Source organism: Rhodovulum sp. ES.010 (assembly GCF_900142935.1).
GTDB lineage: Bacteria > Pseudomonadota > Alphaproteobacteria > Rhodobacterales > Rhodobacteraceae > Rhodovulum.
This window is the reverse complement of sequence record NZ_FSRS01000001.1, coordinates 2,981,540-3,001,584: the sequence shown is the minus strand read 5'-3', so window position 1 is coordinate 3,001,584 and position 20,045 is coordinate 2,981,540. Positions and strand designations below refer to the sequence as shown.

Here is a 20,045-nt window from a genome sequence, read left to right as displayed (position 1 = left end):
TCCGGTCGCGGCTCCCTGTAGCCTCTCCCGCAGAGAAAATCCTGACCCGGAGACCCCATGAGCGGAAACTACGAGGCCCGTCTGGCCGAACTTGGCGTCACCCTGCCCGCGGCACCCGCCCCGGCGGCGAACTACGTGCCCTATGTCGTCTCGGGCGACCTCGTGTTCGTTTCGGGCCAGATCTCGATGGAGAACGGCACCTTCATCATCGGCAAGCTTGGCGCCGACATGGAGGTCGAGGCCGGGGCCGCGGCGGCGCGCAGCTGCGCGATCGGGCTTCTGGCGCAGGTCAAGGCGGCCTGCGGCGGCGATCTCGACCGGCTGCAGCGGGTGGTCAAGCTGACCGGCTTCGTCAACTCGACGCCCGATTTCGGCGACCAGCCCAAGGTCGTCAACGGCGCCTCGGATTTCCTGGTCGAGGCGCTGGGCGAGGCCGGGCGGCATTCGCGCTCGGCGGTCAGCGCCGCGTCGCTGCCCTTCGGCGTCGCGGTCGAGATCGAGGGGATCTTCGAAATCCGATGACAGCGCTTCCCCCGGCGCTGCTGGCGCGCCCGATCGCCCACCGCGCCTATCACGACCGCGCGGCCGGGCGCCCCGAGAACTCGCCGGAAGCCGTGCGCGCGGCCGCCGAGCGCGGCTACGCGATCGAGATCGATATCCAGCCGTCGGCCGACGGCGTGCCAATGGTCTTCCACGACTACGACTTGAAGCGTCTGACCGGGGCCACCGGTCCGGTATCGGCGCGGCCCGCCACCGAACTCGGGCGTCTGACGCTGATCGGGGGGAAGCATGGCATACCGACGCTGGAGCAGGTGCTCGAATCGGTCGGGGGCCGCGTGCCCCTGCTGATCGAGATAAAGGACCAGGACGGGGCGATGGGCCGGGATGTCGGGCCGCTTGAGCGCGCGGTGGCCGGCGTGCTTTCGGGCTACGGGGGCGACGTTGCGGTCATGTCGTTCAACCCCCATGCGCTCGCGGCTTTCGCCGAGGCGGCCCCCGCCATTCCGCGTGGGCTGACGACCTGCGCCTTCGAGCCGCTCAAATGGCCCGGCCTGCCGGCGCCGGTGCGCGAGCAACTCCGCGCGATCCCCGATTACGAGCGGCTGGGGGCGTCCTTCATCTCGCACCGCTGGTCCGACCTCGCCCGCCCCCGCGTCGCCGAACTGCGCGCGGCCGGGGCGGCGATCCTGTGCTGGACCGTCAAGAGCCCGCGCGAAGAGGCCATCGCCCGCAGCGTCGCCGCGAACGTGACCTTCGAACGCTACGCCGCGCTGCAGACCGCTTGACCCGCGCGGGCGTCGGCCCATCTGACCTGGCAAGGCAGGGGAACCCATGTCCGCGGAGCAGGTGGAAATCGAGGTCCTTTCGGCGCTGTCGCAGATCGCGGCGGCAGAGTGGGATGCCTGCGCCTGCCCCGAGGCCGCCGAAAGCGGACGCCCCGAGGACCCGTTCACGACGCACCGGTTCCTGTCTGCGCTCGAAGACAGTGCCTCGGTCGGCCCCGGCACCGGCTGGCAGCCGCGCCACCTCGTGGCGCGCCGCGCGGGCGAGGTCATCGCGGTCGCACCGCTCTATGCCAAGTCGCACAGCCAGGGCGAATACATCTTCGACCACAACTGGGCCCATGCCTATGAGCGGGCGGGCGGACGCTATTATCCCAAGCTCCAGATCGCGGTGCCCTTCACCCCGGCGACGGGACGGCGGTTTCTCACCCGGCCGGGTGCCGAAACCGTCGGCAAGGCTGCGCTCGTACAGGGGGCCGTGCAACTGGCCGCCGAGAACGGTCTGTCCTCGCTCCACGTCACGTTCTGCACCGCGGACGAGGCGAAGGCGGGCGCCGCGATGGGGCTGTTGCACCGCGTGACCCAACAGTTTCACTGGGAAAACCAAGGCTATACCGATTTCGACGCGTTCCTCGCCTCGCTGTCCTCGCGCAAGCGCAAGAACATCCGCAAGGAACGCGCCACGGCGCAGGACTTCGGCGGATCCATCCGCCACTACACCGGCGACGGCCTCCGGCCTGAGCACTGCGACGCCTTCTGGCGGTTCTACCAGGACACCGGCATGCGCAAGTGGGGCACGCCCTACCTGACGCGCGCGTTCTTCGACCGGGCGCAGGAGACGCTGCGCGACGACATGGTTCTGGTGCTGGCCGAGCGCGACGGCCAGCCGGTGGCGGGCGCACTGAACTTCATCGGCCGGTCGCGCCTCTACGGGCGCTACTGGGGCTGCATCGAGGACCACGCCTGCCTGCATTTCGAACTCTGCTACTATCAGGCCATCGACTTCGCCATCGCCCGCGGGCTCGACACCGTCGAGGCGGGCGCCCAGGGCGCGCACAAGCTGGCCCGGGGCTATCTGCCGGTGCAGACCCATTCGCTGCACTGGATCGCCGATCCGGGGCTGCGTGGGGCGATCGAGCAGTATCTTCGCGCCGAGCGTGGTGCGGTGGAGGAAGAGATCGAGGTGATGACCGAATACGGCCCCTTCAGGAAAACCGTGACGGAGGAGACATGAGTGATAAGCTGACGGATGCCGAACGCGAAACCGAACTGGCCCCACTGCTGGACGCAGGCTGGCAGATGGTGGAGGGGCGGGATGCGATCTCACGCCGCTACAGCTTCGGCGATTTCGTGGAGGCGTTCGGTTTCATGGCCCGGGCCGCGCTTTGGGCCGAGAAACTGGACCACCACCCCGAATGGTTCAACGTCTACAAGACCGTCGAGGTTACGCTGTCGACCCACGACGCGGGCGGGCTGACGATGAAGGACGTGGAACTCGCCCGGCGCATGGACGCACTCGCCTGATCGCGAGGCCCCGGGGCACGGCACCGTGCCCCGGGGCGCCAGGTGCCTTGCTCAGGCGGCATGCCCCGACTTCACGGCCTCAAGCAGGGCTTCGCCGGCCGATACCCCGCATTCGCCGGGGCTTTCCTCGACGTTCAGCACGGTGACGCCTCCATCCTCGACCAGCATCGCGTAGCGGCGCGAACGCGCCATGAGACCGACAGGCGCGGCATCGAAATCCATGCCGATCGCCTTGGTGAATGCGCTGTCGGCATCGGCGAGCATGGTGATTCCGGCGTCGCTCGCCCCGGTGGCCTCGCCCCAGGCCTGCATCACGAACGGGTCGTTCACCGCGATGCAGATGATCTCGTCCACGCCCTGCTCGGCCAGCGCGTCCTTCACCCGCAAGAAGCTGGGCACGTGGGCCGAGTGGCAGGTCGGCGTGAACGCCCCCGGCACCGCGAAAATCACCACCTTGCGGCCCTTGAGCTTCTCGGACAGCGTCACCTGCTCGGGCCCTTCGGCGCCCATGCGGGTGAAGCTCGCCTCGGGCAGCCGGTCGCCGGTCGAAATCGTCATCTCTGTCCCTCCTCGCGGATTGCAAACGGTTCCGGCGCTCAGGTAGTCTGCACACCGGATCAGGCCAGAGCGGATCGTCCCGAATGTCCCACATCGTCATCATCGGCGCCGGTCAGGCGGGCGCGGCGCTCGCCGCCAAGCTGAGGACGCTCGGCTTCGCAGGCCATGTCACGATGATCGGCGAGGAAGCCGCGCCCCCCTATCAGCGCCCGCCCCTGTCGAAGAAATACCTTCTCGGCGACATGGCGCTGGAACGGCTCTACCTGCGACCGCCCGAATTCTATGCCGAGAACGGGATCGAGTTGCACTTGTCGGAGACGGCGGTGGCCATCGACCGGGCCGACCGAAAGGTAATCGCGGGCGGGCAGGCGCTTCCCTACGACCAGCTCGCGCTGACAACCGGCGCTGTCCCGCGCCGTCTGCCCGGCGCCGTCGGCGGCGAACTGGCCGGCGTGCACGTGGTGCGCACACTGGCCGACGTGGACGCGATGGCGCCGGATTTCGTTGCCGGCGCGCGCGCCCTGATCGTCGGTGGCGGCTATATCGGGCTGGAGGCCGCTGCCGTGGCCGCCTCCAAGGGCATGCGGGTCACGCTGGTCGAGGCCGCCGACCGCATCCTTCAACGCGTCGCCGCGCCCGAAACCTCAACCTGGTTCCGCGCGCTGCACCGCGCCCACGGGGTCGACCTGCGCGAGGGCACGGGGCTGGTGCGGCTGACCGGGGGGGGCCATGTCACCGGGGCCGAGCTGACCGATGGCACGCGGCTCGACCTTGACCTTGCCATCGTCGGGATCGGCGTGACGCCCGCGACGGAACTGGCCGAAAGCGCCGGGCTGGCGATCGAGAACGGAATCGCCGTGGACACGTTCGGCCGCACCTCCGACCCCGCGATCTGGGCCGCCGGCGATTGCGCCAGCTTTCCGTGGCGCGGGGTTCGAACCCGGCTGGAAAGCGTGCAGAACGCCATCGACCAGGCCGAGGCGGTGGCGGCGAACATGCTGGGGGCGGACGCACCGTACGACCCGAAGCCGTGGTTCTGGTCGGACCAGTACGACGTCAAGCTGCAGATCGCGGGGCTGAACGCAGGCTATGAGAGGGTCATCGTCCGCGAGGGCGACAAGGCGGGCAGCATCAGCCACTGGTATTATCGCGGCGAGTCCCTCTTGGCCGTCGACGCGATGAACGACCCGCGCGCCTACATGACCGCCAAGCGCCTGATCGAGGCGGGGCGCTCGCCCGGGGCGGCGCTGGTCGCCGATCCCGCGACCGGGCTCAAGGCGCTGATGACCGCGTGAGGATCATCGCCGGAGAGCATCGCGGGCTGGCGCTGGCCTCGGTCGGCAAGGGCGACCCGGGCGCGCATCTGAGGCCCACCACCGACCGGGTGCGGGAAAGCCTGTTCAACCTGATCCTGAACGGCCCCTATGGCGACCCGGTGACCGACGCGCGGGTTCTGGACCTGTTCGCCGGGACCGGCGCGCTGGGGCTGGAGGCGCTGTCGCGGGGCGCGGCCCATGTCACCTTCGTCGAGGACGGGGGCAAGGCGCGGGCGCTGATCCGCGAGAACGTGAGCCGGTGCAAGGCCGAGGGCGCGACGAAGCTGTTTCGCCGCGACGCCACGCGGCTGGGCGAGGGCCGCGGCGCGCCCTTCGATCTGGTGTTCCTCGACCCGCCCTATGGCAAGGGGCTGGGCGAACGCGCGCTGGCCTCGGCGCTGGCGGGCGGCTGGATCGCGCCGGGCGCGCTGATCGTCTGGGAGGAAGGCGGCGAGATCGTGCCGCCCGAGGGGGTGGAGCTTCTGGATACGCGGCGCTATGGCGATAGCCTGGTGGCGATCCTCTGCCGCGCCGCCTGAAGCCGCTTGCCGTGCATCGCCCGGCAACCCATCTGATCGCCATGCCCGAGCTTTCTCCGGACACCGATGCCGCGCTGATTGCCGCCGCCCGCGCCTATTTCGCGGAGCGGCGCGCCCGCGTGCCGGGATTCGTGCGCGAGCGGTTCGGCCTGCGCGGCACGCTGCGGCTGCACCGCCACGCGCTGGGCTGGGACATCCTCAAGGCGCCCCTCAACGTGATGCTCTCGCCGGTGCTGATCCTGTCGCGCCTTGCCGCCTGGGGCGCGGGCCGGGCGGGGGCGCCGCGCATCGCCCGGTGGCTGGCGTCGCGGCGCATCCTCCTGCCCACCGCGGTTGCACGCGCGACCGAGCGGGCGATCGTGGTGGACCTGCTGGAATTGCCGTGGGACGGCCCGGGCCGGGCGAGCGAGCGCGATGCGCTGGCCCGTGCGATCCTGGCCAATCCCACCCTCGCGCGCCTAGTCGCCACAAGGCGCGAGGCCGGAGCGGTCAGCGCGCGGGCGCTGTCGGATTACGGCGGGACGCGCTCGGCGGTGGCCGAGATGACGACCGCGCTGGGCACCATCGGGGCGGGCGCCGTCGCGTTCCAGTCGCTGACGCCGGGCATGGTCTCCTTCGCGCCGGGCCTTGCCGCCGTGCTGGCCCAGCAGGCGGCGATTGCGGCCTTCCCGCTGGGCGGGCTGCTGGGCTCGGCCTGGTACGGGGTGTTTCCGGCGGTGGTCTCGCCCTGGCTGACGGCCGGGCTGACGCTGGGCCTCGTCGCGCTGGGCGCACTGGTCGCGGCCTTCGCGGGCGTGATCGCCGACCCGGTGCAGGCCGCGCTGGGCCTGCATCGGCGCCGGCTGAACCGGCTGATCGACGCGATGGAGGATGCCTTTACCGGCGAGGGCAGGCGCGGCTTCGCCGCCCGCGAGCATTACCTGGCGCGGTTGCTGGACCTCTCGGATGCGGGGCTTGCCGCGATCCGCCTGCTGACGCCCTGAGGCGGTTCAGACCGCCTGGAACATCGGGAAGGTCACGCCGAGCGCCCAGGCCAGGAACAGCCCCAGCCCGATGCCCGCGCCGGCGGGCCGGGCGGAGGCGCGCCCGACCCAGCCGCCCATCATCCCGAACAAGAGGAAGAACAGCAGCACCACCGGCAGGATCACCAGAAGGAAGAACAGCCGCTCGAAATCGAGCGCCGTGGCGACCCCCAACGACACGAGGAAGGCGCCCCGCGCCGTGACGCTGCGCCAGAGCGGCGCGCGCCCGCCCTCGACCATCAGCGAATCGGCCAGCATGAAGGGCACGGTGCCCAGCGCCATCGCGCAGATGATCAGGAGCCGGATCGGGATCGGGTAGAAGCTGGTGACGTAGCGGTCCATCGCCAGCCCGAAAACGCAGATGCCGTAGAACGCCACGAGGCCGGCCAGCACGAGGATGCGCCCCGCCTCGGCCCGGCCGGGCCAGCGGACCTCGCCCCACCACCACAGCAGCGCGAGCGACAGCAACCCGTAAGCGGCGAAATGCATCGCCAGGTATTCCGCGACCAGCACCGGCAGGAGATGCGTGTCGACCGGTGCGAGCGCCAGCGGCACGACCAGCGCCGGCAACAGCGCCACGACCAGGAAGCGCCGGCGCGAGAGCGGTTCGGGGCGCGGGTCGTGGGTCCTTTCCCGCAGCCGGGCGAGCGGCCAGCCGAGCGCCACGATCCCGGTCAGCAAAAGCGCGACCCAGCCGCCCATCTTCGCGACCTCGCCGGCGCTTTCGCGCCCGAAGGTTGCGTCGAGCCAGGCGCGCGCCTCGCGCAGCATGAAGGGCGACCAGATGATCCCCACATGCTCGACATTGGGGGCGAGCACCGCGCGGCGCGCATTGCCTTCGGCCGGATCGCCGACGGTGTCGCCGAACGCGGCGTCCGGGTCGGCGAGGTGCAACGCATCGCGCGCGTCGGGGATCAGCCGGCCCTCCCACTCCCCCTGGATCATCAAGAGGTTCGGCGGCTCGGTGGCCGTGATCGAATCGTTCGACATCGACACCGCGACGGTCGCCTCCAGCCTCTCGTCGACCACCGCCTGGCGCACCGCGATATAGCTGCCCATGGAATGGCCCAGGATCGCCACCCGCCCGTCGGCCCAGGGCTGGGCGAGCGCGGCGTCGATGACCCGCTCGGTCTCGGCCATCAAGAGGAGCGCGGTACCCTCGGGACTGTCGAGATCGCCCGACATCGGTTCGGGGTTCTTGCCGTGCCCCTCGTAATCGAAGGCCACCGCGTTGTAGCCCGCCCGCGCCAGCGTCAGCGAACTGGCCTGCATCAGCGGGCGTGAGCCCGCGAAGCCGTGCGAGACTATGACCACGGGCGCCGGCCCGGCATCGGGCAGCCGGTAGACGGTGGCGGGCGTGGTTCCGGTGCCCGGCACCGGTTCGATCAGAACGCCCGTGCGCTCGGCCTCGAGCTGCCAGACCGAAACCGCGATGGCGAGGACCGACAGGATCGCGACGACCCAGCGCGCCGGGGTCAGCCGCCAGGCGACACGGTGATGGGAAGCCTCGGCATGGCTCATCTGTGGCGCTCTCCTCCTGCCGCTCGCGCTTGTCGGCTAACCTAGTGCGCGCGCGGCGAAGGCCAGCCGGACACCGTCACGCATATGTCGGGTGGAAAAGCCCAGCGGGCGACAGGGTGAAGATCTCGGCGCCGTCCGCCGTCACCCCCACCGAATGCTCGAACTGCGCCGAGAGCGACTTGTCGCGGGTCACCGCCGTCCAGTCGTCGGCGAGGATCTTGGTCTCGGGCCGTCCGAGATTCACCATCGGCTCGATGGTGAAGAACATGCCTTCCTCCAGAACCGGCCCGGCGCCCGGCTGGCCGTAATGCAGCACGTTCGGCGGCGCATGGAACACCCGGCCCAGCCCGTGGCCGCAGAAATCGCGCACCACGCTCATCCGGTGGCCTTCCACGAAGGACTGGATCGCATGCCCGATATCGCCGAAGGTGTTGCCGGGCCTGACCGCCTCGATCCCCTTGAACAGCGCGTCATGGGTGACCTGGATCAGCCGCTCGGCCTTGCGGCTAAGCTTGCCGGCCACATACATCCGGCTGGTGTCGCCGAACCAGCCGTCGACGATCACGGTGACGTCGATGTTCAGGATATCGCCGTCCTTCAGCACCTTGTCGCCCGGAATCCCGTGGCAGACCACGTGGTTGACCGAGATGCAGCTGGCGTGCTGGTAGCCCTTGTAGCCGATCGTGGCCGAGGTCGACCCCTTCTGCTCAACCAACTCGGTAATCACCCGGTCGATTTCGCCGGTGGTCTGGCCGGGAAAGACCAGCGGCGCGACCTCGTCGAGGATTTCCGCGGCCACGCGGCCAGCCATGTGCATGCCCGCGAAATCCGCAGGGTCGTAAAGCCGGATATTGTCCTTGGTCCGTCGACCGCGGGATTTCTCGTCCAAGAGTGCAACTCCATGATCTCTTGCGCGAAACATAAGTCGCTGAACCTGCAATGGCCAGAGGCCGGCCTAATCCTGCGGCGCAAGGTCCAAGGGCAGCGGATGGGACAGCGTCACCCCCCCGGGACCGATGCGCGCGCCATAGCACAGCATCTCGACACCCGCCGTCCGCGCGCTGCGCGCGGCGGCGGCATATGCGGGGTCGAGATCGGCCGCGAGGCGAAACCGCGCGCAGTCGGTCCGCTGCACGAGGTAAAGCACCGCCGCCCGATGCCCCAGTTCGGCCATGCGGGCCAACTCGGCCATGTGTTTGGCGCCACGGGCAGTCACGCTGTCGGGGAACTCCGCCCAATCGGCATGGCGCCGCAGATGGACGTTCTTCACTTCCACATAGGCATCCGGCAGGCCCGGGCCGGTCAGCAGGAAATCGACGCGACTCTTCTCACCGTATTTGACCTCCGGCCGAACGCTTGCATAGGCCGCAAGCTCGGCCACCTGCCCGGCCTCCAGCGCCTCGCGCACCACGCGGTTGGGCAGGCCCGCATCGATCCCCGCCCAGTGACCGTCCGGCAATTCCGCCAGCCGCCAGCCGTAGCGCAGTTTCTTCCTGGGGTCGTCATTCGGCTCCAGCCAGACGCGCAGGCCGGGTTCCTTCAGCCCCATCATCGACCCGGGGTTCGGGCAATGCGCCGTCACCTGCTCGCCGCTGTCCAGCGTCACGTCGGCGAGGAACCGGTTGTAGCGGCGGATCAGCCGACCGGGCACGAGAGGGCTTTGAAAGCGCATGGCCTGCTCCTATACCGGGGCAGGTATCCGGGCAAGGAGGCGGGCATGGCCAACCCAACGGCGGCAATGCTGGTGATCGGCGACGAGATCCTTTCGGGGCGGACGCGCGATTCCAACATGCATTTCCTGGCGGGCGCCTTGGTGAAGCATGGCATCAAGCTGGCCGAGGTGCGGATCGTGCCGGACGACCAGGAGCGGATCGTCACGGCCCTGAACGCGCTGCGCGAGGGCTACGACTCGGTGTTCACCTCGGGCGGCATCGGCCCGACGCATGACGACATCACCGCGGATGCCGTGGCAGCCGCCTTCGGCGTCGGGATCGATGTGCGCGAGGACGCCCGCGCCATCATGGGCGCCTATTGCGAGAAGATGGGGCGCGAGTTGAACGAGTCCCGCCTGCGCATGGCGCGTATCCCCGAGGGCGCGGCGCTGATAGATAACCCGATTTCCGCGGCGCCGGGCTTTTCCATCGGCAACGTGCACGTCATGGCTGGCGTGCCGGCGATCTTCGAAGCGATGGTGGCAAGCGTACTGCCGACGTTGACGGGCGGCACGGCGCTGATGTCGCAAAACCTGACGATCCGGCGTGCCGAGGGCGACATCGCGGGCGACCTGCGCACCCTGGCGAACGAGTTTCCCGACCTCTCGATCGGGTCCTACCCCTTCGTGCGCGACGGGATTTACGGCACCAATGTCGTGATCCGCGGCACCGACGGCACGCAGATCGACGCCGCCATGGCGCGGCTCTGCGCACGGTTTCCCGAGGCCGTGGCGTGACGCCCGCACGACTGTTCGCCGCGCAAGAGGCGACCTGGCCGCCCGCGGCAAAGACCCGACTGGGCCCGGTCACGATCCGCGAGGGACAGGGCGGCGGCCAGCGCGTCTCGGCAGCGACCGTTGAGGGACCGGTGAGCGAGGGCGACATCACCGCGGCGGAGGTGGCGATGGCGCGGCTGGGTCAAGTACCGCTCTTCATGATCCGGCCGGGCGACGAGGCGCTGGACGAGGTGCTGGACGCGCGGGGCTACCGGGTCGTCGACCCGGTGTGCGTCCTCGCCGCGCCGGTCGAGACCGTAGCCCAGGAACCACCGCCGGTGACCGCGTTCACAGTGTGGCAACCGCTCGCGATCATGGAGGAGATCTGGGACGCCTGCGGGATCGGCCCCGCGCGGCGCGCCGTGATGGCCCGCTCGACCGCCCCCAAGACCGCCGTGCTCGGCCGTCAGAGCGACCGCCCCGCCGGCGCCGGCTTCGCCGCGATCCATGACGGGCTGTGCTACGTCCACGCGCTGGCAGTGGCCGATAGCCACCGTCGGAAGGGCACCGCCATCAACATGATGCGGGCGCTGGCCGTGTGGGCGCAAGACCAGGGGGCCTCGGAGATCGTCGCGCTGGTGACCGAGGATAACGCGCCCGCGCGGGCGCTCTACGCTTCCTTGGGGCTGCAGAATGTGGGACACTACCACTACAGAGCCAAGGAGCCGCACAAGGTCTGAGCAGTGACCAAAGACCCCGACCTTCCCACGGCGCTTGACCTGCCGCCGGTCGAGCCACTTCCCGAGGACACGCAGAAGTATTTCGACATCTGCGCCGAGAAGCTGGGCCTCGTGCCCAACGTGCTGCGCGCCTACGCCTTCGACATCGCCAAGCTGAACGCCTTCACCGCGATGTATAACGACCTGATGCTGGGCGACAGCGGGCTGACCAAACTGGAACGCGAGATGATCGCGGTGGTGGTCTCGTCGATCAACCGGTGCTGGTACTGCCAGGTCGCCCATGGCGCGGCGGTGCGGCAGTTGTCGGGCGACCCCAAGCTCGGCGAAGCCATGGTGATGAACTACCGCGCCGCGCCGCTGGATGCACGGCAGAAAGCGATGCTGGACTTCGCCGAGAAACTGACGCTCGAAAGCCACCGCATCGAGGAACCGGACCGGCAATGCCTGCGCGATCAGGGTTTCACCGACCGCGACATCTGGGACATCGCCGCCGTCGCGGGCTTCTTCAACATGTCGAACCGGATCGCCTCGGCGTCAGGCATGGACCCCAACGAGGCCTATCACGGCGCCCATCGATGAGCGCGCCCCGCCTTGTTGCCTGCACCCTGGCCGCAGCGCTCGCGGCGAAGAGCGCCGGCGCATTGGCGCCGGACCTGCCCGACGCCGCGACGCTGGCCGCAGAACAGGTGTCGGCGCTGGGCACCGCCGAGATCCCGGTGGGCGATTTCGACGGCAACGCCGTGCCGACGATCACCGCCGAAGGCCCGATCACCCGCCGCGCCTGGCAACAGCCGCTCCAGGGGCTGACGACCCGGCAGGTGTTGGCCGCCTTGCGCGCGCAGGTGGTCTCGGACGGGTTCCATGTGATCCACGAATGTGCGGCCGCGCGCTGCGGCGGCTTCGACTTCCGCTATGCCATCGATATCCTTCCCGAGCCGGCGATGCATGTGGACCTCGGCGATTTCCGCTTTCTCTCGGCGCGGCGATTGGGAGCCGATGGCCCGGAATACGTAACCCTGATGGTCAGTCGCTCGGCCACGCGCGCCTTCGTGCAGGTTACCGGTGTCGGCATTACCGCAGCGGCCTCTGCCCCGACCGCGACGCCCGCGGCACCGGACCGTCACGGGGCGCCTTTGACGCACGCGGTCCCGCTGGTTGAGCGGTTGGAACGCGACGGGCGGGCGGTGCTGGCGGGTCTCGACTTCGCGACCGGGTCAGCAACGCTCACAGCAGGCGAGTTCGCCTCGCTCGAGGCGCTGGCGCGCTACCTAGAAGAAACGCCGAACCGGTCGATCATGCTCGTGGGCCATACCGATGCGGTCGGAGCGCTGGACAGCAATATCGCGCTGTCGCGCCGGCGGGCAGAAGCCGTGCGCAACTATCTCATCGACGCGCTCGATGCGCCGGCCGACCGCGTGGCGGCGGCCGGCGCCGGGTTCCTCGCCCCGCTGGCCTCCAACCGCACCGAGGAGGGGCGGATGCGCAATCGCCGGGTCGAGGTGATCCTGACCACGACAGACTGATGCCGCCGCCCGCCAGCCCCGATCAGATGGCGGCATCCTCGCCGGAGAACCGCTGCACGAGGAAGTCGATAAAGGCGCGGACCTTGGGCTGGGTGAAGCGGCCCGGGGGATAGACCGCGTAGATACCCAGCTTCTCGACCGGCAGGCCCGGGATCGCCTCTTCGACCAACCCCTTCTCGATCGCCTCCCTGAACAGGAAGCTCGGCAGGTAGGCGATGCCGAGGCCCGAGATCGCGGCATTCAGCAGCGACTGGCCGTCATTCACCGTCAGCCAGCCCGCGGTGCGCACCTGGCGTTTCTCACCCGAAGGCGCGGTGATCTTCCAGACATTGCCGCTGGCCTGGTTGGAATAGTGCAGCAGCTTGTGCTCGTTCAAATCATCGATCTTTTGCGGCCGTCCGTATTTCTGGAAGTAGGACGGCGAGCCGATCATGCGCTTGCTCGTCTCGGCCAGCTTGCGCGCGCGCAAGGTGCTGTCCTCCAGTTCGCCGACCCGGATCGCCATGTCGAATCCTTCTGAAATCAGTTCCACGTAGCGGTTGTTCAGCACCATGTTCACGGTGATGTCGGGGTATTGCAGAAGGAAGTCGCCCAGAAGCGGCGACAGGTGATTCACTCCGAAATCGGTCGCGACCGAGATGCGCAACAGCCCCGATGGCGCCGACTGCATCGAGGTGACCAGCGCGTCGGCCTCGCCGGCATCGTTCAGCACCTTGCGGGCGCGGTCGTAATAGGCAAGCCCGATTTCGGTCGGGCTGACGCGGCGGGTGGTGCGGTTCAGGAGTCGTGCGCCCAGGCGCGCCTCCAGCGACGAGACATGCTTCGACACGGCGGATTTCGAGATTCCCATCTTCTTGGCGGCATCGGTGAAGCCACCCTGGTCCACCACCGTGGCAAAGGCCTCCATCTCGGTCAGTCGATCCATCGGAACATCCTTACTCACACCCCCGTGCTGTCCGATACAATCCTCTGCAATTCAGGCAGGATTTTGAAAGACGCTCGACAATACTGGGGTGATCGCCGGATCGTCGGGACGGCGGAAACCCATCGGCAAGCGCGCCCGGGCCACGCCGCGATCCCGCAAGCCCTTGAAGTCAAAGTGTCGCCGCCAGCCGGGCGCCCTGGTCTATGGCCCGCTTGGCATCCAGTTCCGCCGCGACGTCGGCGCCCCCGATCACATGATTGTCGATGCCGGCGCGCGACAGCGCCTCGGCAAGGCGCCTCTCGGGCTCCTGACCGGCGCAGAGCACGACGGTATCGGCGGCGACGAGCCGCGGGTCGCGCCGGTCGGGCCCGTGGCTGATCTCGATCCCCTCTTGGGTGATCCGCTCGTAGTTGATGCCGCCCAGCATCTCGACGCCCTTCATCCTGAGCGCGGCGCGATGGATCCAGCCGGTGGTCTTGCCCAGCCGCTTGCCGGGCTTTTCGTCCTTGCGCTGAAGCATCGTCACGCGGCGCAGGGGCGGTACCGGGCGCGGGCCGTCGGGGGCCAGCCCGCCGCGATGGCGCGCCGGATCGGAAACGCCCCATTCCGCGCGCCATTCGGCGGGGTCGAGCGTCGGGCTCTCGCCGGTGACCAGAAACTCGGCCACGTCGAAGCCGATCCCCCCCGACCCGACGATGGCGACCCGGTCGCCCACGTCGCTCGCCGCGATAAGCACGTCGGCATAGCCCATCACATGGGACAGGTCCTGACCCGGAATGCCCGGGTCTCGCGGACGCACGCCGGTGGCCACGATCACCGCGTCGAACCCCGCAAGCTCCCAGGTATCGGGCGCGGTGGACAGGCGCAGATCGACCCCGCGCCGGTCCAGCATCGTTTCGTACCACCCGACCAGCCCGTCGAACTCCTCCTTGCCCGGGATGCGTCGGGCCATGTTCAACTGCCCGCCGATACGCCCGGCCTTGTCGAACAACGTGACCCGGTGCCCGCGCTCGGCGGCCACCAGCGCGGCCGACAGCCCCGCCGGCCCCGCGCCCACCACGGCGATCTGCTTCGGCGCCTCGGCCTCGTCGTAGCGCAGTTCGGTTTCGAAACAGGCGCGGGGGTTGACAAGGCAGGTCGAGACCTTGCCCGAGAAGGTGTGGTCGAGGCAGGCCTGGTTGCAGGCGATGCAGAGGGCGATCTCGTCGGCGCGGCCCGCCGCGGCCTTGGCGACAAACGCCTCGTCGGCCAGCCACGGCCGGGCCATCGAGACCATGTCGGCGCAGCCCTCGGCCAGCACGGTCTCGGCGACCCCCGGCGTGTTGATCCGGTTCGAGGTGATCAGCGGAATGCCCACCTTGCCCATCAGTTTCCGCGTCACCCAGGCGAAGCCCGCCCGCGGCACCGAGGTCGCGATGGTCGGCACCCGCGCCTCGTGCCAGCCGATGCCGGTGTTCAGGATCGTGGCGCCCGCCTCTTCGACGCGCTGCGCGAGGTCCACCACCTCGTCGAACGTCGAGCCGTCCGGCACCAGGTCGATCATCGACAGCCGGTAGATCAGGATGAAATCGTCCCCCACCGCAGCCCGCACCCGGCGCACCACCTCCAGCGGCAGCCGCATCCGGTTCTCGTAGGACCCGCCCCAGCGATCGTCGCGCTTGTTGGTATGCGTGACCAGGAACTGGTTGAGGAAATAGCCCTCGGACCCCATCACCTCGACCCCGTCATAGCCCGCTTCGCGGGCGCGCGCGGCGGCGGCGGCGATGTCGGCGATCTGTTTTTCGATACCGGCCTCGTCCAGCGCCGTGGGCGGGAACGGGGAAATCGGCGACTTGAGCGCGCTGGGCGCAACGCAGTCGGGCCCATAGGCATAGCGGCCCGCATGCAGGATCTGCATCGCGATCCGCCCGCCCTCGTCATGCACGCGGTCCGTCACCCGGCGGTGGTTTGCGATGTCGTCCGCAGTGTAGAGCCCCGCGGCCCCCGGGAACACACCGCCCTCCGGGTTCGGCGCCATCCCCCCGGTGACGATCAGCCCCGCGCCGCCCCGTGCGCGGATGCCGTAGAATTCCGCCACGCGCGCCCAGTCGCCCCGTTCCTCCAGCCCGGTATGCATCGAGCCCATCAGAACACGGTTTCTCAGCGTGACGAAGCCGAGGTCCAGCGGCGCCAGCAGGTGCGGGTATTCGGTCATTGGCCCTCCTCCACGGCCGGCAGAATGGCGGGCCGCGCCAAGGCTGTCACGACGGAACGCGGCGTCAAGGCGGGCTTGGTCGCGCGACCGGGCCCCGACGTCGGCTGAAGGCCGTTCTCGGGATGCCGGGGCGGGCCGCCCACATGCCTGCAAGGCGGCGGCTGTGCAGAGGCCGCTGCGGGGCGGACCCCGTCCGTCAGACCTCGGCCCTTGGCCTGCGGCTGAGCGTCACGTCGCGCAGCGTGATCCGGGTCACCCGCGGCCGCTCGAAAATCAGATCGAGCCACAGCTTTTCGACTCGGTTCTCGTTCAACCGGGTGTAGGCAAGGTCGAAGTCCACCGCGACCGGCCCGGCCCTGGGCGGCACTTCGCGCACGAGCTGCGCGACATTCGGCCCGTGCCTGACGTTCAGACGCGCAAAGACCCCAAGCGGTGCCTCGGTCTCGAAGAGGGCGTCGAGACGGACCAGGTGCTTACGACGCAGGCCGCGCGCCGCGTCTTGCGGCAGATCGATCGCCAGGGACAGAAAGCTGCCCTCGAAGCGCAAGACATCGACGCGGAGACCGAAGGGCGCCCTGTCCTCGGCGCGCGTGCTGCGCAGCTGCCGCAGGGTCAGTTCTGGACTAACGCAGTCGTGGAACAGCCACACCTCCGCCCCGATCGGCGTGCGGCTGCTGGCTGGTGCAGTGCCCGGGGCCGGCAGCGGGCTGCAAAAGACCTCCGGCCGCCACCCCCAGTCCGACCCCAGCGGCATGGCCACCGCAGTCGCGCCGGCCGGCGGTCGGGGGAGGCGGCCATCCGCTTGACGGACGATCCGGTCGCGTAGGCGGCGGACCAGGAGGCGGTCGATCAGGGAATCGGGTTTCGGAACCATCGGGCGCGACCGTCTCGGGCATGGCTGCAGATCGCCCGACTAAGGACGCCGGCGGGTTTCTTCCCGGTAAACCTAGCGCCGAAAGAATCCGAAAATGCCGGTCTTTTGCGGCGTCGGTCCGATCTCTGACTGGGCCGGGGCGGCAGCGCCGGGCGCCCGTGCAAGCGCCGCACTTTCCGTCCGAATGCGGTCCGCGAAGTCGGAGAGGACCGCCAGCCCCGCCCTGTCGCTGATCGGCCGCGCCTTGAAGCCCACGACCGAGGCGGTGACGATGCGCCCGTTCACGTCGAAGATCGCGCGCCAGTAATCGTTCCGCAGCCCCGGAAAAAGCCCGGCGCTGTCGTCGCGCGCCCGCAGGACGAACAGCCCGTCGCGGTCCAACATCTCGTCCACCTCGACGCTCGCGGCGCGGCCATCACGGGCAAGCGCGGCACGCCCCGCCTCGGACGCGAAGAACCGTTCGAGCACGATGGCGCGGTCTTCGGGGCGGCCACCCGGCCCGGCATTCGCCGCAACGGAGGCCGTCAACAACGCGTCACTCGCCGGAGTGGGGGCGTTCTCGCGCCCGGTCACGGCGGCACAGCTTGCCATCAGCACGAAGGCCCCGTCGTCGCCGTCACGGGTCGCATTGTTCTCGACGCAAAAGCCCGCTGGCCCGGCAATGGTCACGGTATCGCCAGCGACGGTGACCGCTTGGGGCGCCGCGCGTGAGAAGGAGAGGCCGCCGAAACCCGCGGTCGCATCGGGGCCGCCGGCACAGCCGGCAAGCGCGAGCGCCGCCAGCCCGGCAAGTGCAATGAGTGCCCCGGACCGCGGATCAGAGATCCATGTAGTCATGCTTCTCGCCGTTGGCGCCGGGATGCGTGACCGCGCCCTTGCGCGTCGAGCCCACGAGCTGGGCATATTTCCAAAGCGCGCCCGAGCCGTAGATGGTATCCTTCGCCCCGGCCCAGTCGGATTTGCGCGCGCCCAGTTCCTCGTCGGTCAGCGCCACCGAAAGCTCGCCCTTCACCGCGTCGATGGTGATCATGTCGCCGTTCCGGATCAGGGCGATGGGCCCGCCATGCGCCGCCTCGGGCCCCACATGGCCAACGCAGAACCCCCGCGTCGCCCCCGAGAAGCGGCCATCGGTGATGAGCGCGACCTTCTTGCCCATGCCCTGGCCCGAGAGCGCCGCGGTGGTGGCCAGCATCTCGCGCATGCCGGGGCCGCCCGCGGGGCCCTCGTTGCGGATGACGATGACCTCGCCTTCCTCGTATTCACGGGCCTTCACGGCGGCAAAGGCGTCCTCTTCGCACTCGAAGACGCGCGCGGGACCGGTGAAGACCTGGGCGTCGGCCTCCATGCCCGCGACCTTCACGATGGCGCCCTCGGGGGCGAGATTGCCCTTCAGACCGACGACGCCGCCGGTGGGGGAAAGCGGCGCATCGACCGGATAGATCACCCGGCCGTCGGCCTCGCGCGTGACCACGTCGATCTCCTCGCCGATGGAGCGGCCGGTGGCGGTGATGCAGTCCTCATGGATCAGGCCCGCCTTGCGCAACTCCTTCATGATGACCGGCACGCCGCCCGCCTCGTAGAGGTCCTTGGCGACGTATTTCCCGCCCGGCTTGAGGTCGACGAAATAGGGCGTGTCGCGGAAGATGTCGGTCACGTCGAACAGGTCGAACTCGATCCCGGCCTCATGCGCGATGGCCGGCAGGTGCAGCCCGGCATTGGTCGACCCGCCGGTGCAGGCCACCACGCGCGCGGCGTTCTCCAGCGATTTGCGGGTGACGATGTCGCGGGCGCGGATGTTCTTCTCGATCAGGTCCATCACCGCGCGGCCCGACGCCTCGCAATACTGGTCGCGGCTCTCGTAGGGCGCGGGCGCGCCGGCCGAGTTGGGCAGCGCCAGCCCGATCGCCTCGGACACGCAGGCCATGGTGTTCGCGGTGAACTGGCCGCCGCAGGCCCCCGCGGACGGGCAGGCGACCTTTTCCAGCGCGATCAGCGCCTCTTCGGACATGTTGCCGGCCTGGTTCTGACCGACGGCCTCGAACACGTCCTGCACGGTGACGTCGCGCCCCTCGTGCCGGCCGGGCAGGATCGAGCCGCCGTAGATGAACACGCTGGGCACGTTCAGCCGCACCATCGCCATCATCATCCCCGGCAGCGACTTGTCGCAGCCCGCCAGCCCCACCAGCGCATCATAGCAATGTCCGCGCATGGTGAGCTCCACGGTATCCGCGATCGCCTCGCGCGAGGCGAGCGAGGACCGCATCCCCTCGTGGCCCATCGCGATGCCGTCGGTGACGGTGATCGTGGTGAATTCGCGCGGCGTGCCGTGCGCCTCCTTGACGCCGAACTTCACGGCCTGGGCCTGACGGCTCAGCGCGATGTTGCAGGGCGCGGCCTCGTTCCAGCAGGTGGCGACCCCGACGAACGGCTGATGAATCTCGTCCTCGGAAATCCCCATCGCGTAGTAGTAGGACCGGTGCGGCGCGCGCGCCGGGCCCTCGGTCACGTGGCGGCTGGGCAGGCGGGACTTGTCGACGGGTCGCTTGAGCATGGGGTCCTCCGGGGTCGTGTCGTTCACGGGAATAGCCCCCGGACGGAGCCGAGACAAGCGATTGATAGGCGCAGGGAGGCAGTCTAGTCTCGCACCGACAAGGACGCCGAGAATGCGCTACGCCCCCCATGAACGCCTGGTCCGCCCCGCCCGCGCGCAGTCCGCGCCCTGGCGGCTCGTGGTCGGCGCGGTGGTGGTCTTCGCGGTCCAGATCGGGCTGGTCTACGCCGCCTTCGGCGTGGTGACCATGCTGCGCGGGCCGGACCTCGCCGCCTCGATCTTCGAGAGCATCTTCGTCAGCACCCTGACCGCGAGCGGTGCGCTGTGGCTGCTTGCCTCCTTCCTCTTCATGATCGCGGGCACGCTCGCGGCGACCAACCTGCTGCACGGCCGCGGACTGGTGTCGCTGACCGGCCCGCCCACCCTGGCGGCGGCACAGTTCGCGCGAGTCCTCTGGGCGCTCACGCTGCTCTATGCCGTGGTGTGGGCGCTGTTGCCGACCGGGCTGGAATTGGCGCCCAAACTCGGGCTGGGGCGCTGGTTCGCCCTCCTGCCGCTCGCGGTGCCGGCGATCCTGATCCAGTGCAGCGCGGAGGAACTGTTCTTCCGCGGATACCTTCAACAACAACTGGCCGCGCGGTTCCGCGCGCCGCTCGTCTGGATCGGACTGCCCGCAGCGCTGTTCGCCTGGGGCCACTACACACCGGACATGACGGGGCAGAACGCGTCCGCCGTCGCGCTCTGGGCGGGCGCCTTCTCGGTCGCGGCGGCCGATCTGACCGCGCGGTCGGGCACCCTGGGGCCGGCCATCGCGCTGCACTTCGCGACGAACGCCAGCGCCATTCTCTTCGTCGCGCTTCCCGGCCCGGTCTCCGGGCTCGCGCTCTACACCCACCCGATGGCCGCCGACGACCCGGCGCTGATGCCGCTTCTCCTCGTCGACCTGGGGGTGCTTTTCGTGTCGTGGCTGGCCGCGCGCGTCGCGCTTCGGGTCTGACGTTGAAGCGCGCCGCACCGGGCGCTAGCTTGCGCCGCAACCGCACCACG

The 20,045-nt window shown here is 69.5% G+C and carries 21 protein-coding genes; 12 read left to right on the top strand and 9 right to left on the bottom strand.

From position 1 onward, the window contains the following. The first annotated feature begins 57 nt into the window (after window positions 1–57). From BUR28_RS14765 to BUR28_RS14750, 4 genes are read left to right on the top strand one after another with little or no spacing between them, the layout of a single operon-like run. The gene (locus BUR28_RS14765; RefSeq protein ID WP_074220815.1) at window positions 58–522 is read left to right on the top strand and encodes a RidA family protein; all 465 of its coding nucleotides are present in this window, start codon (window positions 58–60) and stop codon (window positions 520–522) included. Continuing rightward, window positions 519–1,286 (top strand): glycerophosphodiester phosphodiesterase family protein, encoded by a 768-nt coding sequence (locus BUR28_RS14760; RefSeq protein WP_074220814.1) that lies wholly within the window; start codon window positions 519–521, stop codon window positions 1,284–1,286. The genes BUR28_RS14765 and BUR28_RS14760 overlap by 4 nt, the downstream gene beginning before the upstream one ends. A 46-nt stretch (window positions 1,287–1,332) precedes the next feature. Further along, window positions 1,333–2,517 (top strand): GNAT family N-acetyltransferase, encoded by a 1,185-nt coding sequence (locus BUR28_RS14755; protein WP_074220813.1) that lies wholly within the window; start codon window positions 1,333–1,335, stop codon window positions 2,515–2,517. Further along, entirely contained in the window at window positions 2,514–2,807 is a 294-nt protein-coding gene (locus BUR28_RS14750; protein ID WP_074220812.1) for a 4a-hydroxytetrahydrobiopterin dehydratase, read from the top strand. The genes BUR28_RS14755 and BUR28_RS14750 overlap by 4 nt, the downstream gene beginning before the upstream one ends. 51 nt (window positions 2,808–2,858) lie before the next feature. On the opposite strand, the gene BUR28_RS14745 is transcribed toward BUR28_RS14750, so the two are convergent. Next, the gene (locus BUR28_RS14745) at window positions 2,859–3,365 is read right to left on the bottom strand and encodes a peroxiredoxin (RefSeq protein ID WP_074220811.1); all 507 of its coding nucleotides are present in this window, start codon (window positions 3,363–3,365) and stop codon (window positions 2,859–2,861) included. Window positions 3,366–3,448: 83 nt separating this feature from the next. Here BUR28_RS14745 and BUR28_RS14740 point away from each other — a divergent pair, with 83 nt between their 5' ends. From BUR28_RS14740 to BUR28_RS14730, 3 genes are read left to right on the top strand one after another with little or no spacing between them, the layout of a single operon-like run. Next, the gene (locus BUR28_RS14740; RefSeq protein ID WP_074220810.1) at window positions 3,449–4,660 is read left to right on the top strand and encodes an NAD(P)/FAD-dependent oxidoreductase; all 1,212 of its coding nucleotides are present in this window, start codon (window positions 3,449–3,451) and stop codon (window positions 4,658–4,660) included. Beyond that, complete coding sequence (rsmD, locus tag BUR28_RS14735; protein ID WP_074220809.1) at window positions 4,657–5,220, top strand: 16S rRNA (guanine(966)-N(2))-methyltransferase RsmD; 564 nt, start codon at window positions 4,657–4,659, stop codon at window positions 5,218–5,220. The genes BUR28_RS14740 and rsmD overlap by 4 nt, the downstream gene beginning before the upstream one ends. A gap of 41 nt (window positions 5,221–5,261) precedes the next feature. Continuing rightward, window positions 5,262–6,203: a DUF6635 family protein gene (locus BUR28_RS14730; RefSeq protein WP_074221678.1), complete on the top strand. Its 942-nt coding sequence runs from the start codon at window positions 5,262–5,264 to the stop codon at window positions 6,201–6,203. 6 nt (window positions 6,204–6,209) lie between these two features. On the opposite strand, the gene BUR28_RS14725 is transcribed toward BUR28_RS14730, so the two are convergent. From BUR28_RS14725 to sfsA, 3 genes are all read right to left on the bottom strand, one after another. Further along, the gene (locus BUR28_RS14725) at window positions 6,210–7,763 is read right to left on the bottom strand and encodes an alpha/beta hydrolase family protein (protein WP_074220808.1); all 1,554 of its coding nucleotides are present in this window, start codon (window positions 7,761–7,763) and stop codon (window positions 6,210–6,212) included. A gap of 76 nt (window positions 7,764–7,839) precedes the next feature. After that, complete coding sequence (gene map, locus BUR28_RS14720; RefSeq protein WP_371441599.1) at window positions 7,840–8,652, bottom strand: type I methionyl aminopeptidase; 813 nt, start codon at window positions 8,650–8,652, stop codon at window positions 7,840–7,842. 66 nt (window positions 8,653–8,718) lie between these two features. Then, window positions 8,719–9,435, bottom strand: a complete 717-nt coding sequence (gene sfsA, locus BUR28_RS14715; RefSeq protein ID WP_074220806.1) for a DNA/RNA nuclease SfsA — start codon at window positions 9,433–9,435, stop codon at window positions 8,719–8,721. A gap of 45 nt (window positions 9,436–9,480) precedes the next feature. Here sfsA and BUR28_RS14710 point away from each other — a divergent pair, with 45 nt between their 5' ends. Genes BUR28_RS14710 through BUR28_RS14695 form a run of 4 tightly spaced genes read left to right on the top strand, consistent with a single transcriptional unit; the run spans window position 9,481 to window position 12,454 of the window. Beyond that, window positions 9,481–10,212, top strand: a complete 732-nt coding sequence (locus BUR28_RS14710) for a competence/damage-inducible protein A (protein ID WP_074220805.1) — start codon at window positions 9,481–9,483, stop codon at window positions 10,210–10,212. Then, complete coding sequence (locus tag BUR28_RS14705; RefSeq protein WP_074220804.1) at window positions 10,209–10,931, top strand: GNAT family N-acetyltransferase; 723 nt, start codon at window positions 10,209–10,211, stop codon at window positions 10,929–10,931. The genes BUR28_RS14710 and BUR28_RS14705 overlap by 4 nt, the downstream gene beginning before the upstream one ends. 3 nt (window positions 10,932–10,934) lie before the next feature. Continuing rightward, window positions 10,935–11,510 (top strand): peroxidase-related enzyme, encoded by a 576-nt coding sequence (locus BUR28_RS14700; protein ID WP_074220803.1) that lies wholly within the window; start codon window positions 10,935–10,937, stop codon window positions 11,508–11,510. Beyond that, window positions 11,507–12,454 carry an OmpA family protein gene (locus BUR28_RS14695; RefSeq protein ID WP_074220802.1) on the top strand — a complete coding sequence of 316 codons (948 nt, stop codon included), beginning with the start codon at window positions 11,507–11,509 and terminating at the stop codon, window positions 12,452–12,454. Before BUR28_RS14700 ends, BUR28_RS14695 begins: the two co-directional genes overlap by 4 nt. A gap of 22 nt (window positions 12,455–12,476) precedes the next feature. Here the strand turns inward: BUR28_RS14695 and BUR28_RS14690 are convergent, their stop codons facing one another. The 5 genes from BUR28_RS14690 to ilvD form a co-directional block, all read right to left on the bottom strand. Next, complete coding sequence (locus BUR28_RS14690) at window positions 12,477–13,379, bottom strand: LysR family transcriptional regulator (protein ID WP_074220801.1); 903 nt, start codon at window positions 13,377–13,379, stop codon at window positions 12,477–12,479. A gap of 169 nt (window positions 13,380–13,548) precedes the next feature. Next, a complete protein-coding gene (locus tag BUR28_RS14685) occupies window positions 13,549–15,573 on the bottom strand; it encodes an NADPH-dependent 2,4-dienoyl-CoA reductase (protein WP_074220800.1) in 2,025 nt (674 codons plus the stop codon). A gap of 196 nt (window positions 15,574–15,769) precedes the next feature. After that, on the bottom strand, window positions 15,770–16,447 hold the full coding sequence (locus BUR28_RS19080) for a DUF6478 family protein (protein WP_254813754.1): 678 nt from the start codon (window positions 16,445–16,447) through the stop codon (window positions 15,770–15,772). Between the two features lie 72 nt (window positions 16,448–16,519). Beyond that, window positions 16,520–17,284 (bottom strand): hypothetical protein, encoded by a 765-nt coding sequence (locus BUR28_RS19565; protein WP_074220798.1) that lies wholly within the window; start codon window positions 17,282–17,284, stop codon window positions 16,520–16,522. Beyond that, a complete protein-coding gene (gene ilvD / locus BUR28_RS14670; RefSeq protein ID WP_074220797.1) occupies window positions 17,265–18,998 on the bottom strand; it encodes a dihydroxy-acid dehydratase in 1,734 nt (577 codons plus the stop codon). The genes BUR28_RS19565 and ilvD overlap by 20 nt, the downstream gene beginning before the upstream one ends. 112 nt (window positions 18,999–19,110) lie before the next feature. Between ilvD and BUR28_RS14665 the strand changes: the two genes are divergently transcribed. Further along, window positions 19,111–19,995 (top strand): CPBP family intramembrane glutamic endopeptidase, encoded by an 885-nt coding sequence (locus tag BUR28_RS14665; RefSeq protein ID WP_074220796.1) that lies wholly within the window; start codon window positions 19,111–19,113, stop codon window positions 19,993–19,995. The last annotated feature ends 50 nt before the right edge of the window (window positions 19,996–20,045 follow it).

Bases quoted from the DNA above. Each gene is read 5' to 3' on its own strand.
- ilvD (WP_074220797.1), bottom strand. From the start codon at position 18,998: ATGCTCAAGCGACCCGTCGACAAGTCCCGCCTGCCCAGCCGCCACGTG.
- BUR28_RS14685 (WP_074220800.1), bottom strand. From the start codon at position 15,573: ATGACCGAATACCCGCACCTGCTGGCGCCGCTGGACCTCGGCTTCGTC.
- BUR28_RS14755 (WP_074220813.1), top strand. From the start codon at position 1,333: ATGTCCGCGGAGCAGGTGGAAATCGAGGTCCTTTCGGCGCTGTCGCAG.
- BUR28_RS14750 (WP_074220812.1), top strand. From the start codon at position 2,514: ATGAGTGATAAGCTGACGGATGCCGAACGCGAAACCGAACTGGCCCCA.
- BUR28_RS14695 (WP_074220802.1), top strand. From the start codon at position 11,507: ATGAGCGCGCCCCGCCTTGTTGCCTGCACCCTGGCCGCAGCGCTCGCG.
- BUR28_RS19080 (WP_254813754.1), bottom strand. From the start codon at position 16,447: ATGGTTCCGAAACCCGATTCCCTGATCGACCGCCTCCTGGTCCGCCGC.
- BUR28_RS14665 (WP_074220796.1), top strand. From the start codon at position 19,111: ATGCGCTACGCCCCCCATGAACGCCTGGTCCGCCCCGCCCGCGCGCAG.
- BUR28_RS14730 (WP_074221678.1), top strand. From the start codon at position 5,262: ATGCCCGAGCTTTCTCCGGACACCGATGCCGCGCTGATTGCCGCCGCC.
- sfsA (WP_074220806.1), bottom strand. From the start codon at position 9,435: ATGCGCTTTCAAAGCCCTCTCGTGCCCGGTCGGCTGATCCGCCGCTAC.
- BUR28_RS14725 (WP_074220808.1), bottom strand. From the start codon at position 7,763: ATGAGCCATGCCGAGGCTTCCCATCACCGTGTCGCCTGGCGGCTGACC.
- BUR28_RS14745 (WP_074220811.1), bottom strand. From the start codon at position 3,365: ATGACGATTTCGACCGGCGACCGGCTGCCCGAGGCGAGCTTCACCCGC.
- BUR28_RS14765 (WP_074220815.1), top strand. From the start codon at position 58: ATGAGCGGAAACTACGAGGCCCGTCTGGCCGAACTTGGCGTCACCCTG.
- BUR28_RS14760 (WP_074220814.1), top strand. From the start codon at position 519: ATGACAGCGCTTCCCCCGGCGCTGCTGGCGCGCCCGATCGCCCACCGC.
- BUR28_RS14740 (WP_074220810.1), top strand. From the start codon at position 3,449: ATGTCCCACATCGTCATCATCGGCGCCGGTCAGGCGGGCGCGGCGCTC.
- BUR28_RS14710 (WP_074220805.1), top strand. From the start codon at position 9,481: ATGGCCAACCCAACGGCGGCAATGCTGGTGATCGGCGACGAGATCCTT.
- BUR28_RS14690 (WP_074220801.1), bottom strand. From the start codon at position 13,379: ATGGATCGACTGACCGAGATGGAGGCCTTTGCCACGGTGGTGGACCAG.
- BUR28_RS19565 (WP_074220798.1), bottom strand. From the start codon at position 17,284: ATGACTACATGGATCTCTGATCCGCGGTCCGGGGCACTCATTGCACTT.